Raw genomic sequence first — 13316 nt, forward strand, 5'->3', positions numbered from 1 at the left:
TCTAACAGGGGCTTCTTCGCTTCACCGGCCGAACGCCAGCATCGCGATCACTTCGTGATCACCATCTCCCCAGACCGATGAAAAAGGGTCACTGGGACCTCGGCCGTGGTCTTGTGGGAACTAGGCGACTCGCAGCAGCAGTTCCTGCACAACGCCGACCGGATTGAGGCACGTCGGCAGGAACGTGAGCTCGACGTCTTTGCCCAGAGATACACCGCCTACGCCGAAAAGAACCCGAACCCTAAACCGTTTGAACAGTTCGTCGCTGTCATCCGGAGCATGCATGGCTGACCGCGACCAGGCCATAGACCGAGCCGCGTACCTTGGACGTCTTCCGCCCTATGCGTTCCTACGGTCGGAGAATGAACGCGGGCGCCGCGAGCGCTTCGATGACATTGACCACTGCACAGCACAACTGCTCGAAGCCGCTTTAGCAGGCCAGTGCATCATCAACCTGGTCGACGACGATACTGACCCGGAGCGCCATACCCTGGTCACGGCCACCCCCATCGACCCGGTCGGGCGGACCGCCTTGGAGAAGAACCTGTCCTTGTCGGCTCAACAGGCCAACGGAGCCTGGTTCCTTCCAGAAGCGGTGCCCCTCAAATCGCAGACAGTGAACTTGAGTGCACATTTGCGGAGCCAGCCCTCGTACGCGCTGACACTCGCTGCTGACGACAACGTTCGGGTGCGGCTGGCGTCCTCTCCTGACGCGATGCTTACTTGGTCGCTGCTCGTTCCCTTGTTCGACCAGTTACTGCGGCCAATTACAGAGCGGGCCGCCGCCCCAGTGCGCACACCCGACGAACACCGCACCGTCTGGCTGGAGATCGTCCGTTGCTACCAACGGCTGGGCATCAGCGCCGGCTCAGTGCTGTGGGCCTTCGCTTATCGTGGTGGTTGGAGCGGCCTGGACCGGGCTGGACACGCCCGGGCTCGCATCGCCCTGCTGGACGCCATTATCGGTCACGACCCACTGTCGATTGTCCGCGCGTTCCGCGCCGAGCGAATCAGCGCCTTCATCGACAAGACCGCGCAGAAGGCCAAACGTGGGACCCCGTTGGCGCGCCTCGTGCTGACCAAGAAAATGCAACCTATCCTGTCGGCCTACTTCGCGGGCAGTTGGCTGGAGTTCCTGGACTACCTGGAACTGTCGCCCAATCCCAATGAAGAACTCATGACTGCATTGCCTCAGCCTACGTTTTTTGTCGGCGGTGCCAGCAAGGTCGGCAGCGCAGCCGCCGAACACGGCATCGAGGTGGACGACGTCAATGCCATGCTGGCGGCCTTCCTAGGACAGGACACTACGACATCACCTGTCGAGCGACGCGTGACCGCTCTGCGATCGTGGTGGCGGCACTTCGATGCCGCCCACGCCAGCCAACGCACCGGAATGCCCGACCTGTGGGGTCTGGTCGAGGACGCCCCCCACAGCATCGGCCCCCTTCCCTGTCCCGCTCCGCGACTCTTCGAGCGGTTCCTGCCCACTGACCTCGTGGCCGAGGTGGAGGAACTGTGGAGCGGCACGGTCTTGCCGCGCTGGCCGCAGGCAATCACCACCGAGCCCTACCCGCACATGGCAATGGCCGAGACCCTCGGTCCGGCGGTCTCCTTCTGGCATGGCGTCGGTCTCACCGCGTGGTTCGTGTGCGCGGGGCCCTCCTCGCGCACGCCCTTGAACGGCCTGCGCGGCTATTACGAGCGCACCCTCACTGAACTGGCGGTCATGGGAACGCCGATACATCCAAGCTTGTTCGAAGAACTAGAGCAAGCCGAGAACCTATTGGGGCCCCCGGAAGAGCTGATCCAGCACGAGGAACAGGTACAGATGTCCGATGGCGTCATCGCGATCAGATTCATTGGCGGTGGCCAGCGCCGCGCCGGTTTTGAGATCCTGCGCGACATCATCACCCGGCACCGTCGCGGATGGAGCAACCGCTACTTGGACTCCTACCTGCAAGAACGCTGGACGCAGGAACTTGCCGCTGTCGCCCGTGAACTCCATCGGCGCATCGCCGTGGCGAGAAAGGCCCCGACCTTCCGTCAGTTCGCCAAATTTTCCGCGGGGACGGCCGGCCACTGGTTCAACGGAGACCTGGCAGCTTTGTACACCGCCATCGGCGAGAATGCCCCGGACACAGCCTCCCGAGTCAGGCTTCTGCCCCGCGACACACGCCAATTCATCGAAACCGTCTACGCCGAGCTCGGCGGTCGTCCCTATGAAGAACACCTGCGAATCACCGACTTTTCCACCGCTGACCGTTACCGTCAGAGAGCAAGGCTCGCCACTGCCAGCACCCGATACGTTCAGATCTTCGAAGCGCTCGGTCGCCCGCCCAAGCACACCGAGTTCGGTGCAGGCCGATACGAGTGGGACTGGGCGGACGGCTTGGAAAACGGCTGGCCTCTCTACCAGCGCGCCATCACCGCGGCTGGGGGTCCGTGACAGACTCTGATCTCGCTCGTGACATGCAGCTGTCGTCCGTCCACTGAGTAAGCCATAGATGACAGGCACGCACAGGAGCGCCGCAGGTCGGTCATCCATCCTGGGCTCTCCACCAGTTCTACGCACCGTCTTCCTGACTAGGTCGCGAGCCTGTACCGGTTCCGGATGGGCGGTATCGAGGATGAAAGTGGTCAAGGGCTGCAACTTGTCGAAGCTCTGGCTTCGGAATGGGGCTTGTAGCCCATCACGGCCGGTGCCACGGCTACTGGCAAGGTCGTCTGGGCGTCGTGGTTGCACCGTCCAGGTACGGGCGCATCGTCAATTGATTGCAACTTCTCACCGACGACGTGGTGGCGAAATGGCGCCATGTGATCCGCCCGCGGTCCTGGTGTTGCTGCTCCCCGACGACTCAACCGAGGGCGAGCACGCCGACGGGCTTCAATGGGCATTTTCCCAGTCCCGTGATGAGCCGTGCGGCGAGCGACGCCACGCCGGACACAAGGCCAGGCCGACTTCGAGATTGAGAGCGAGAAGATCGCGTCGACTGCAGTAGCGACGGCTGTGGGTGTGTCCGCCCAAGACCGCGCAAGCATCCGGGTGATTTGGATCGACACCACTGCCGCGCTGCGTGCATATCGCTCTCAGCAGCAAGGGAAGCGGCGTCGGCACTCGACCCGAACCCAACCCAGCACCCGACGCGCCCACGGCGGCCTAGTAGTTCGTAGGCGCGAGCCCCTGTCTTCGGTGTGGCCGTACCGCTGCGGGGACGCTGAGGCCGTACCCGCATCGGTACGGCGTCCGGCAGTGCCGCGTTGGTCCGAGCGTCGCTACTCGGACGATCCTGATCACGCCGGGCACGGCTCGGAGAACGTCCACTTCCAGGTGTGGAGGGTTGTCTGGTCGGGGGGCAGGGCAAACGGTAGTTCGGGTTCGTCGCGTCTGTCCTAGGCAGCGGAGGGTATGAGGTTGCCCCAGACGCTCCGGCGAGATATCTGGCCACGGTGCCAAGGGTGGCGAGCCTGGCGCTGACCACGGATGCTGCCCACCGGCGTCAGCGAGGGCGCCGGTGGGCAGCACCCGCGCTTCTGGCAGGGGCGATGAGTTGATGATCACCACACCTGGCTACCAACAGTGATGATGCTCGCTCAGTCAAGCGCGCTGTTGGCGCTTCGCGCGGACCGCTCTCACGTTGTCGGTGCTGGCTGGGTGTGGCGGCGCTCGCTGCAGTGGGCGTCCGAGTGGGCCGTCCCTGGACGTCATGTATCATCCAGGCGTGATGTCAGTTCAAACTGATGTGTTGAGGTTGCTGGCCGACCCGCTGCGTGCGCAGATCGTGTCGCTCCTGGGTGAAGAGGCGTTGTGCAACTGCCACCTCGTCGAGGAGACCGGCGCCAGGCAGACCAACATCTCCAACCACCTGCGGGCACTGCGCGAAGCCGGGCTCGTGGACACCGAGCCCTGCGGACGGTTCACCTACTACCGGCTACGGCCCGAGGTGCTGGAGCACCTGGCCGCCGAACTCGGAGGACTGGCCGCCGCCGCCCGCGAGTCCCGGGCTCATCAGCGGAAGAGGCCGTGCACGTGACCAGTACGCAAGACTCCGGCGCCGCCACACGTCCGCAGGAAGCGGGGGTGGTGGCCGGGCTGTCGACCCTCGACCGGTTCCTGCCGGTGTGGATCATCGCGGCGATGGTGCTCGGCCTCGGGCTGGGACGCGCCGTCCCCGGCCTTGACGACGCGCTGGCCCGGGTCGAGGCCGGCGGGATCTCGCTGCCGATCGCGCTGGGCCTGCTGGTGATGATGTACCCGGTGCTGGCCAAGGTCCGCTACGACCGGCTCGACACCGTCACCGGCGACCGCCGCCTCATGGCGGCTTCGCTGCTGCTGAACTGGGTGGTCGGTCCGGCGGTGATGTTCGCGCTGGCCTGGATCTTCCTGCCGGACCTGCCCGAGTACCGCACCGGTCTGATCATCGTCGGGCTGGCCCGCTGCATCGCGATGGTCATCATCTGGAACGATCTGGCCTGCGGCGACCGGGAGGCCGCCGCCGTGCTGGTCGCGCTCAACTCCATCTTCCAGGTCATCGCGTTCGGTGTGCTCGGCTGGTTCTACCTGCAGGTCCTCCCCGGGTGGCTGGGCCTGGCGACCGACGAAGTGGACTTCTCCGTCGGCAAGATCGTGGTCAACGTGCTGGTGTTCCTGGGCGTCCCGCTGGCGGCCGGCTACCTCACCCGCCGCCTGGGTGAGCGGGCCCGCGGCCGCGCGTGGTACGAGCAGCGGTTCCTGCCCCGGATCGGCCCCGTCGCGCTGTACGGGCTGCTGTTCACCATCGTCATCCTGTTCGCCCTCCAAGGCGACACCATCACCAACCAGCCCACCGACGTCGCCCGTATCGCGCTGCCGCTGCTGGCCTACTTCGCGCTCATGTGGGGCGGGTCCTTCGCCCTCGGACGCGCCGTCCGGCTGCCCTATCCGCGCACCGCGACGCTCGCATTCACCGCCGCGGGGAACAACTTCGAGCTGGCCATCGCCGTTGCCATCGGTACCTTCGGCGTCACCTCCGGGCAGGCCCTGTCGGGCGTGGTCGGGCCGCTGATCGAGGTCCCGGTCCTGGTCGGGCTGGTGTACGTGTCGCTGTGGCTGCGTCGCCGATTCCAACCCGCCGGGCGGTGGCACGACGATGACCGCCGCCTGTGAGGCTCGCGAACCGAGTTCCTTCACAAGCCGTACCAGGCGGGCCGGTCCGGTTCGAGCGGCGAGTAGGGGCCGCTGGCCGGTGACGGCCCTGAGTGTTGGCCTCCAGATGTGTCGGGGAGACGAACGGTGACCTGCACACCAGGCGAGGCATTGTTCGACCGCATCGCGGCGCGGCTGGCCGCCAGGTTCCATGGCCTGGTCTCTGTCGAGACCGCCCGCCGTCTGGTCACCGACTCCTACCGGCAACTGCACGCCACCGCGAGAGTCGACGCCCACCTGGTGGTGCTGGCCGAACGGTTCGCCGCCGCGCGGCTCACCGCCCTCGCCCAAGCCGAGGGACGGCTCGACAAACCGGTCCCCGAGGTGCTGTTCGTCTGCGACGCCAACGCCGGCCGGTCCCAGATGGCGGCCGCGCTCGCCATGACCCGGGGGTGCGGACGCCTACACGCCCGCTCGGCCGGCAGCGCGCCGGCGGCGGAACTGGAATTGGCCGTCGTCGATGTCATGGCCGAGATCGGGGTCGACCTGTCGGCTGAGTTCCCTAAACCGCTGACCGACGAACTGGTCGCTGCCGCCGACCTGGTGATCACGCTGGGCTGCGGCGGCGCCTGCCCACTCCTGCCGCACACCCGGTACCTGGACTGGGCCGTCCCCGACCCGGCCCATCAACCGTTGGCCGAGATCCGCCGCATTCGCGACGAACTCGACCTGCTCGTCACCGACCTGCTGACCACCCTCGACCAGCCCGGCCTTGAACAGCGAAGGAACGCCGGTGCCTGATCAGGCTCGCTCTGCCAAGCCCAGTGTCCTGTTCGTCTGCGTGCACAATGCCGGACGCTCCCAGATGGCCGCCGCCTACCTCACCCACCTGGCAGGTGACCGGATCGAAGTGCGCTCCGCCGGGTCCGCGCCTGCCGACCAGGTCAATCCGGCGGTGGTCGAGGCGATGGCGGAGGAGGGTATCGACATCTCCGCCGAGACCCCCAAGGTGCTCACGGTCGATGCCGTCCGGGCATCCGACGTGGTCATCACCATGGGATGCGGTGACACTTGCCCGGTCTTCCCCGGTAAGCGCTACCTGGACTGGACTCTCGATGACCCTGCCGGACAGGGCGTCGACGCCGTCCGTCCGATCCGCGACGAAATTCGCAAGCGCATCGAGAACCTGGTCAGCGGGCTCCTATCGGAGAAGTGAAGGAGAAGGGCAGAGCCGGGCGCCGGGGGCGTGACGTCCTCGGCAACGTGTGCTCTGCCCGGTCTGGCTGCTCCAGAGCCGGTCCGTCCTGGACGTACGGTGACAGCCGCGCTAGGCGAAGGCGCCCGTTCCGTCCCGTGCAGTCAATCCGTCGAAGGGGAGCGAGCTGACCAGCCGACGGCGGGACGATCCGCCGGTTACTCGGCGGGCATGACTGCGGCGCGCTGGGGTCGGCGCAGCACGAACAACGCCAGGATGGCCAGGACCGCGCCGATCCACAGCACGCTTGTAGTGCCGGTGCCGTCGACGGCGAAGCCGCCGAAGAGCGCACCGAGCGCGATGGACAGGTTGAACGCGGAAACGTACAGCGAGGTGGCCGCCTCGGTGGCGTCCGGCGCGGCGTCGAGGATCCAGGTCTGGAAGGTGACCGGCACCGCGCCGTAGCCCAGGCCCCACAGGACCAGGATCGCGCCCGCGGTGAGGGTGCCCGTGTCGACGAGCGCGAGAGTGACCATGGCCGCGGTGAGGAGTACCGAGATTCCCATGACGCTCTGCCGGAGCCTGTTGGTGACGAGGGCTCCGGCGATGAAGTTGCCGCAGATGCCGGCGACTCCGAACGTCAGCAGCAGCACACTGATCGAGCCGTCGCCGACCCCGTCGCTCTGGAGGATCGGTCGGACGAACGTGTAGGCCAGGAAGTGGCCGGTGATGACCAGGAAGGTGAGGGCGATGCCGGCCCGGACACCGGCGTTGCTCCTGAAGACCTTCGGCAGGGCCGGGAGCGTGAGGGTCCGCTCGGCCGGCACCTTCGGCATCAGGAAGACCAGGCAGACCAGGGCGACCAGTCCGAGGGTGCCCACGGCGGCGAACGCCGTACGCCAGCCGCTGTGGTCGCCGATGAACGTCCCGGTGGGCACCCCGAGGACGGACGCGGTCTCCACGCCGCCGAAGATGACGGCGGTGGCCCGGGCGGTGTGCTTCGCCGGCACCAGCCGCAGCGCGATGCCGCCGGCGATGGACCAGAAGCCGCCGACGCCGATGCCGATCAGGAACCGGGCGGCCAGGACCACCGCGAAGCTGGTGGCGACGGCGGAGGCCAGGTTGGCCGCGCCCATCAGGCCGATCAGGACCGCCAGCACGATGCGGCGATCGATGCGCCCGGTCGCCACGGTGACCAGAGGCGCCGAGATGGCGGCGACCAGGCCGGGGACGGTCACCATCAGTCCCGCGGTGCCTTCGGAGACGACCAGGTCGGTGCCGATCGGGGTGAGTAGGCCCACGGGGAGCAGCTCGGAGGTCATCAGGGAGAAGATGCCCAGGGTCACCGCAAGTACGGCGAGCCAGCCCCTGACGGGTGAACGATCGGTGGCGGCGGACGCCTCGGTCTCAATGGTGGTCACGGCTTCGTCGGCCTTTCAACAGGGAAGAGGTCCATGGCATGCGGCGGGCGATGGCCGGCAGGGCGGCCACCGCCCGCGGACGATCAGTCGGTCACTCGGTGCCGGGCGTCTTGCGCGTGGTGACGTTCATGCGGTTCCACGCGTTGACGGTGAAGATGAGCGCGATGAGCTGGGCGAGCTCCTTCTCCTCGAAGTGCTTCGCGGCCTCCTCGTAAACCTCGTCCGGCACGCCCTGGGGCAGGAGGGTGATGGCCTCGGTGAGGGCCAGGGCCGACCGCTCTTTCGCTGTGAACAGGCTCGACTCCTCCCACGCGGAGAGCTGGTAGATCCGTTCTTCCGACTCCCCGGCCCTGCGAGCGTCAGACGTGTGGTAGTCGATGCAGTACGCGCAGTGGTTGATCTGCGAGGCGCGGATCTGCACCAGTTCCAGCAGGACGGGGTCGAGTCCCTCGCGAGCTGCGGCGTCAAGGGCGAGGACGGCCTTGAAGACCTTGGGAGAGACGGTGGAGAAGTTCATTCGCTGAGGTACCTGAACCGTGGTCATGCATCGACCGTAAGCATCGAACCGGCCCAAGGTATGGTGCATTCTCATGGAGGAAACGTGGGCCAATGTTCAGAGGCCGGCGGGCCCGGAAATCGAGGCCGAGCAGTCCGCGGGCACCGACCTCCACCTCGAACTCTCCGGCGAGGGAAATCTGCGGAGCCGGCTCATGCACGCCTTGCGGGAGGCTGTCCGCTCCGGCCGGCTCGCGCCCGGAACGCGGCTGCCGCCGTACCGAAGCCTCGCCAACGACCTGGGCATCGCCCGCAACACCGTCGCCGCCGCCTACGCCGAACTCGCGGAGGAAGGATGGCTGTCCGCCCGCCAGGGTTCCGGCACCCGGGTCGCCAGAAGGACCGCACCACTCCACGCCGTCCAGGCGCAACGCCCGCAACGCCGGGCACCGCGTCGCGTCGTTCACGATCTGATGCCCAGTTCCCCAGATGCGGCCGCCTTCCCTCGGTCCGCCTGGGTCACCTCCGTCCGCGCGGCCATGGCCGCCGCACCCAACGACGCCTTCGGAGTGGGGGATCCACGCGGCCGGGTCGAACTGCGGGAAGCCCTTGCGGAGTACCTGGCCCGCGCCAGGGGCGTGCGCACCGAACCCGACCGGATCGTCATCTGCTCCGGTTTCGCCCACGCGCTGCGGCTACTGGGCGGCGTGCTGAATGGCCCAATCGCGGTGGAGTCGTACGGACTGGAATTCCACCGCGGCATCCTCGATGAGATGGGGCTGCGCACCGTCCCCCTGACGGTCGACTCCTACGGAGCCAGGATCGAGGAACTGCCGGGCACCGGCGCCGGGGCCGCGCTGCTCACGCCGGCGCACCAGTTCCCCATCGGCGGCCCGCTGCATCCGGAACGCCGGGCGGCGGTCATCGACTGGGCCCGTTCCAGCGGCGGGGTCCTGCTAGAGGACGACTATGACGGGGAGTTCCGCTATGACCGGCAGCCGGTCGGCGCGGTGCAAGGCCTCGACCCCGACCGGGTCGTCTACATCGGCTCGACGAGCAAGAGCCTGTCCCCGGCGCTGCGGCTCGGCTGGATGGCACTACCGGGATGGCTCGTCGACGACGTGCTCACCGCCAAGGGGCCCAGGGAGATGTGGTCCGGCGTCCTCGACCAGCTCACCCTCGCCGACTTCATCGCTCGCGGCGCCTACGACCGGCATCTGCGTCATATGCGGAAGCATTACCGGCGGCGGCGCGACCTGCTGGCGAACGTGATCGCTGAACGCGCCCCGCACATCCGGGTCAGCGGCGTCGCGGCGGGACTGCACGCCGTCCTCGAACTGCCGGAGAACACCGAGCAAGCGGCTCTCCGCGCGGCCCGCCGGCAAGGACTGGCTCTCGACGGGCTGGGCCCCTACCGCCACCCCGACAGCGCCCTACCACCGCGCGAGGGCCTGGTCATCGGCTACGGCACCCCATCGGACCACGCATTCGCCGCAGCCCTGGACGCCCTATGCCTGGCACTACCAGCTCCGCCGCACCCCGACCGGTAACGAAAGAGCCTGCGAACTCGAACAAGCCCGCTAGACCGCGCACCACCAACTGCGCATGGTGCGCGACCCGCCTGTCAGCATGCCGCCGGTGCCCGCAGAAAAGGGAACCAGGTGGGACGAATCAGGCATCAAAGAGCAATCAGGCGCTCGGGCGGTCACAGGGCGGGTTGACCACAAGGTCCACTGGCCGTCGACGGGCGCGGAATGCCGCTGTCGATCGTGGTCACCGCCGGCAACGTCAACGACTGCACCGCCTTCCCCGACGTCCTCGCCGGGATTCGGGTGCCGCGCCTGGGGCGGGACGTCGGCGGTGCCGACCGGACCGGGTGATCGCAGACAAGGCCTGCAGTTCGGCGGCGATCCGCCGGACCCTGCGCCAGCGGGGCATCGCCGTCACCATCCCCGAACGCGTCGATCAGAGGGCCGGACGCACCCGCCGCGGCCCGCACGGCGGGCGGCCTCCGGTGTTCGACCCGGCTCTCTACCGGCGCCGCAACGTGGTCGAACGCTGCATCGGCCGCCTCAAACAATGGCGCGCCATCGCCACCCGGGCCGACAGCTCGCCCGCAACTACCGCGCAGGAATCGTCCTGGTCACAGCCCTGCTCTGGATCAACGCATGATCCACCGGACGCGACCTAGGGGGCTCAGTTGCCGGGTGGGCAGCAGGTGTGCAGGTAGGCGCGGAGTTCGGCGAGTGACCGGTCGACCGCGGCGGAGTCGATGCGGTAGAAGACCTGCTTGCCGTCCCTGCGCGAGGTGAGCAGGCCGCCTCGGCGCAGTAGCGCGAGCTGCTGCGAGGCGTTGGACTGGCCGACCCCGAGGCGCTCGGCGACCGTGCCGACGGTGAGTTCGATGCCGCCGGCGAAGAGTTCGAGCATCTGCTGCCGCTGCTCGCTGGCCAGCGCCTTGAGGAACTCGCGTGCTCCGGCGCCGAGCTGAGCGGCCGGCACCGCCTCGCAACCGCCCCGTGCGGGGACCGTCTTCTCGACCGACTCGCCCATCGCCGCTGGCTCCTCCCCGAGGTGTGCGCCCAGCATACGCCACATATCAGCACTTCATTATTTTATGAAATGTTGATATGTTCGCTTCATGCTCACCACTGCACCACTCGTCATCATCGGCGGCGGCCAGGCTGGTCTGGCCGCCGCCCGCATTGCCCGGTCTCTGGGCTTGGCGCCCATCGTCCTGGAGGCGGCCGGCCAGCCGGCCGGGTCCTGGCCGCATTACTACGACAGCCTCACCCTGTTCTCACCGGCCCGGCGCAGCGCTCTGCCCGGAGCGGAGTTCCCCGGCGATCCGGACGGCTACCCCACGCGGGATGAGGTCGTGGCCTACTTGACCGACTACGCCGCCCATCTGGACGCCGACATCCGTACTGGTCACCGAGTCAAAACGGTCGTGGCTGCCAAGGACGGCACACGACCGGGGTTCGAGGTGGTCACGACGAGCGGTGAGGTCTTCGCCGCGCCGCTGCTCATCGCCGCGACGGGCGGATTCAGCCGCCCCCACCGCCCGGACCTGCCGGGACTGGACGGCTTCCCCGGCACGGTGCTGCACTCGTCCGACTACCGCCGTCCCGGACCGTTCACCGGCCAGCGCGTCGTGGTGGTGGGAGGCGGGAACTCGGCCGTGCAGATCGCGATCGAACTGGCCGCGGTCGCCGACGTCGCGCTGGCGACCCGGCACCCGCTCCGCTTCATGCCCCAGCGCGTGCTGGGGGTCGACATGCACATCTGGTTGCAGCGCACCGGACTGGACGCCGCAGGGTGGGCGCGCCCGCTGCTGACCGGCGGCAAGGGCACCCCGGTGTTCGACACCGGCACCTACCGCGATGCCATCGCCACCGGCAACCCCGACCGCCGCCCGATGTTCACTCGCCTGGACGGCGACCAAGTCCTCTGGAGCGACGGGACCCGCGAACACGTCGACGTGGTGCTGCTGGCCACCGGGTTCCGGCCGGGCGTGGAGTATCTCGCCCCGCTGGGCGCACTGGACGGCGACGGGCAGCCCTGCCATCGGGGCGGCGTCTCGGCCACCCATCCGGGACTGGGATTCGTCGGCCTGGAATGGCAGCGCTCCTTCGCCTCGGCCACCCTGCGCGGAGTCGCCGCCGACGCCCGGCACGTCCTCACCCGGCTGCGCAAGCAGACACGCACCCCCGACGGCGCGCTGACATCGACCCGATGACCGCCCCCAGAGCGGGACAGCCTCTGGAATCAGGCCGGGACTAGAGCCGGCAGGGCGAACAGACCCGATAGGCGGGTCAACCTCTCCGGCACAACCCGGTAGTACACCCACGTGCCGCGCCGCTCACCCTCGATGAGCCCGGCCTGGCGCAGCACCTTCAGGTGGTGGGAGATGGTCGGCGCGGTGAGGTCGAACGCGCCGGTCAGGTCACACACGCACGCCTCGCCTCCGTCCACCGAGGCGATCATGTTCAGCAGACGCAACCGCACCGGATCGGACAGCGCCTTGAACACCTTGGCCAGTTCAGTGGCCTCCGCCTCGCTCAATGCCGGACCGCTCAACGGTGCGCAGCAGGCGGGGTCGGTCACGTCCTCAAGCTCCAGAATCTTAGACATGCATCTAATTTGACATCTATCTATCCAGTGATGCAAACTGGCGCCTGCTTAGACAGGTATCTAAACAAGGAGTCGGAGATGAAGACGCTGCTCGCCCGGATCACCGCCCGGCGCGTCAAGGCCGTGTCCTTCTGCGAGACCTGCGGCCAGGTCTGCACGCCCGCATGCCGCTCCGCCGCACACATCGACCGCGTGACGACCGCCGCCTACCGCACCCGCCTCTGACAACATTCCCCGGCGCCCGACACCCATGACCGAACCGACAAGGAGTCATCGTGAACGACGAAACCGGACGACCGGAGCCAGCAGCCTCCCCGGACGCCCCCGCCAGCGCAAGCAGCTGCTGCGGTGTCAGCGCGTGCTGCACCGACGCCGAGCAGGCCGTAGACCCCGGTGCCACCGTCCAGCAGGCCAAGACCGGCGCCGGCTGCGGCTGCGTCGAGCAGGGGCCGCTCGACGGGCTGCCGGTGGTGGTGATCGGTGCCGGGCCGGTCGGGCTGGCCGCCGCCGCCCATCTCGCCGAGCGCGATCAGGAGTTCCTCGTGCTGGAGGCCGGGGGAGAAGTGGGCGCGGCGGTCTCGGAGTGGGGGCATGTGCGGTTGTTCTCGCCGTGGCGGTACGACACCGATGCGGCCGCCCGGCGGCTTCTGGAGCCGACCGGGTGGCGTCTGCCCGACCCGGAGGGCCTGCCGACGGGTGCCGAACTCGTCCGCGACTACCTGGCGCCGCTCGCTCGGGTTCCCGCGCTGGCCGGACGGGTCCGCACCGGCACCCGCGTGGTGGCGGTGACCCGGCAGGGCGTGGACGTGACCCGCACGGTCGGGCGTGCGGAGCGTCCGCTGCTGGTCCGCGCCGTGGGCCCGGACGGAGCCGTGGACGACATCGCCGCCCGCGCGGTCATCGACGCGTCCGGCACCTGGGGCCGCAGCAACCCGCTGGGCCACTCCGG

General features: G+C 68.3%; 14 protein-coding genes and 1 pseudogene. 11 read left to right on the top strand and 4 right to left on the bottom strand.

The window, feature by feature from the left end; translation table 11 throughout:
* Positions 1–105 precede the first annotated feature (105 nt).
* The 6 genes from AB0K34_RS43620 to AB0K34_RS43645 all read left to right on the top strand — a co-directional run bounded on the left by AB0K34_RS43620 (position 106) and on the right by AB0K34_RS43645 (position 6338).
* Positions 106–291: a hypothetical protein gene (locus AB0K34_RS43620; protein ID WP_364554427.1), complete on the top strand. Its 186-nt coding sequence runs from the start codon at positions 106–108 to the stop codon at positions 289–291.
* Positions 284–2446, top strand: a complete 2163-nt coding sequence (locus tag AB0K34_RS43625) for a stress protein (protein ID WP_138636803.1) — start codon at positions 284–286, stop codon at positions 2444–2446. The genes AB0K34_RS43620 and AB0K34_RS43625 overlap by 8 nt, the downstream gene beginning before the upstream one ends.
* A 1297-nt stretch (positions 2447–3743) precedes the next feature.
* Entirely contained in the window at positions 3744–4031 is a 288-nt protein-coding gene (locus AB0K34_RS43630) for a metalloregulator ArsR/SmtB family transcription factor (protein WP_240807634.1), read from the top strand.
* A 47-nt stretch (positions 4032–4078) separates the two neighbouring features.
* On the top strand, positions 4079–5143 hold the full coding sequence (arsB, locus tag AB0K34_RS43635; RefSeq protein WP_274704609.1) for an ACR3 family arsenite efflux transporter: 1065 nt from the start codon (positions 4079–4081) through the stop codon (positions 5141–5143).
* Positions 5144–5269: 126 nt separating this feature from the next.
* The gene (locus tag AB0K34_RS43640; RefSeq protein WP_205719255.1) at positions 5270–5923 is read left to right on the top strand and encodes a three-helix bundle dimerization domain-containing protein; all 654 of its coding nucleotides are present in this window, start codon (positions 5270–5272) and stop codon (positions 5921–5923) included.
* The gene (locus tag AB0K34_RS43645) at positions 5916–6338 is read left to right on the top strand and encodes an arsenate reductase ArsC (RefSeq protein ID WP_138636806.1); all 423 of its coding nucleotides are present in this window, start codon (positions 5916–5918) and stop codon (positions 6336–6338) included. Before AB0K34_RS43640 ends, AB0K34_RS43645 begins: the two co-directional genes overlap by 8 nt.
* 197 nt (positions 6339–6535) lie before the next feature.
* Here AB0K34_RS43645 and AB0K34_RS43650 read toward each other — a convergent pair whose 3' ends face one another.
* The gene (locus AB0K34_RS43650; RefSeq protein ID WP_138636807.1) at positions 6536–7738 is read right to left on the bottom strand and encodes an MFS transporter; all 1203 of its coding nucleotides are present in this window, start codon (positions 7736–7738) and stop codon (positions 6536–6538) included.
* Between the two features lie 91 nt (positions 7739–7829).
* On the bottom strand, positions 7830–8282 hold the full coding sequence (locus tag AB0K34_RS43655; RefSeq protein ID WP_171069024.1) for a carboxymuconolactone decarboxylase family protein: 453 nt from the start codon (positions 8280–8282) through the stop codon (positions 7830–7832).
* Between the two features lie 46 nt (positions 8283–8328).
* Between AB0K34_RS43655 and AB0K34_RS43660 the strand changes: the two genes are divergently transcribed.
* Together AB0K34_RS43660 and AB0K34_RS43665 are read left to right on the top strand one after the other, a co-directional pair.
* Complete coding sequence (locus tag AB0K34_RS43660; protein ID WP_138636808.1) at positions 8329–9783, top strand: PLP-dependent aminotransferase family protein; 1455 nt, start codon at positions 8329–8331, stop codon at positions 9781–9783.
* Positions 9784–9858: 75 nt separating this feature from the next.
* Positions 9859–10405: pseudogene (locus AB0K34_RS43665) on the top strand (IS5 family transposase); the annotation flags it as partial.
* A 24-nt stretch (positions 10406–10429) separates the two neighbouring features.
* Here the strand turns inward: AB0K34_RS43665 and AB0K34_RS43670 are convergent.
* Positions 10430–10786 (bottom strand): metalloregulator ArsR/SmtB family transcription factor, encoded by a 357-nt coding sequence (locus AB0K34_RS43670; protein ID WP_301174081.1) that lies wholly within the window; start codon positions 10784–10786, stop codon positions 10430–10432.
* A gap of 88 nt (positions 10787–10874) precedes the next feature.
* On the opposite strand from AB0K34_RS43670, the gene AB0K34_RS43675 reads away from it, so the two are divergent.
* Positions 10875–11972, top strand: a complete 1098-nt coding sequence (locus AB0K34_RS43675) for an NAD(P)-binding domain-containing protein (RefSeq protein ID WP_301174082.1) — start codon at positions 10875–10877, stop codon at positions 11970–11972.
* A 29-nt stretch (positions 11973–12001) separates the two neighbouring features.
* On the opposite strand, the gene AB0K34_RS43680 is transcribed toward AB0K34_RS43675, so the two are convergent.
* A complete protein-coding gene (locus tag AB0K34_RS43680; protein WP_138636812.1) occupies positions 12002–12367 on the bottom strand; it encodes a metalloregulator ArsR/SmtB family transcription factor in 366 nt (121 codons plus the stop codon).
* 78 nt (positions 12368–12445) lie between these two features.
* Between AB0K34_RS43680 and AB0K34_RS43685 the strand changes: the two genes are divergently transcribed.
* Both AB0K34_RS43685 and AB0K34_RS43690 read left to right on the top strand, forming a co-directional pair.
* A complete protein-coding gene (locus AB0K34_RS43685) occupies positions 12446–12592 on the top strand; it encodes a hypothetical protein (protein WP_171069026.1) in 147 nt (48 codons plus the stop codon).
* 50 nt (positions 12593–12642) lie between these two features.
* On the top strand, positions 12643–13316 hold a 674-nt coding region (locus AB0K34_RS43690), incomplete at its 3' end, for an FAD-dependent oxidoreductase (RefSeq protein WP_364554428.1).

The sequence above is a fragment of the Actinomadura sp. NPDC049382 genome, from assembly GCF_040677125.1.
Lineage (GTDB): Bacteria > Actinomycetota > Actinomycetes > Streptosporangiales > Streptosporangiaceae > Spirillospora > Spirillospora geliboluensis.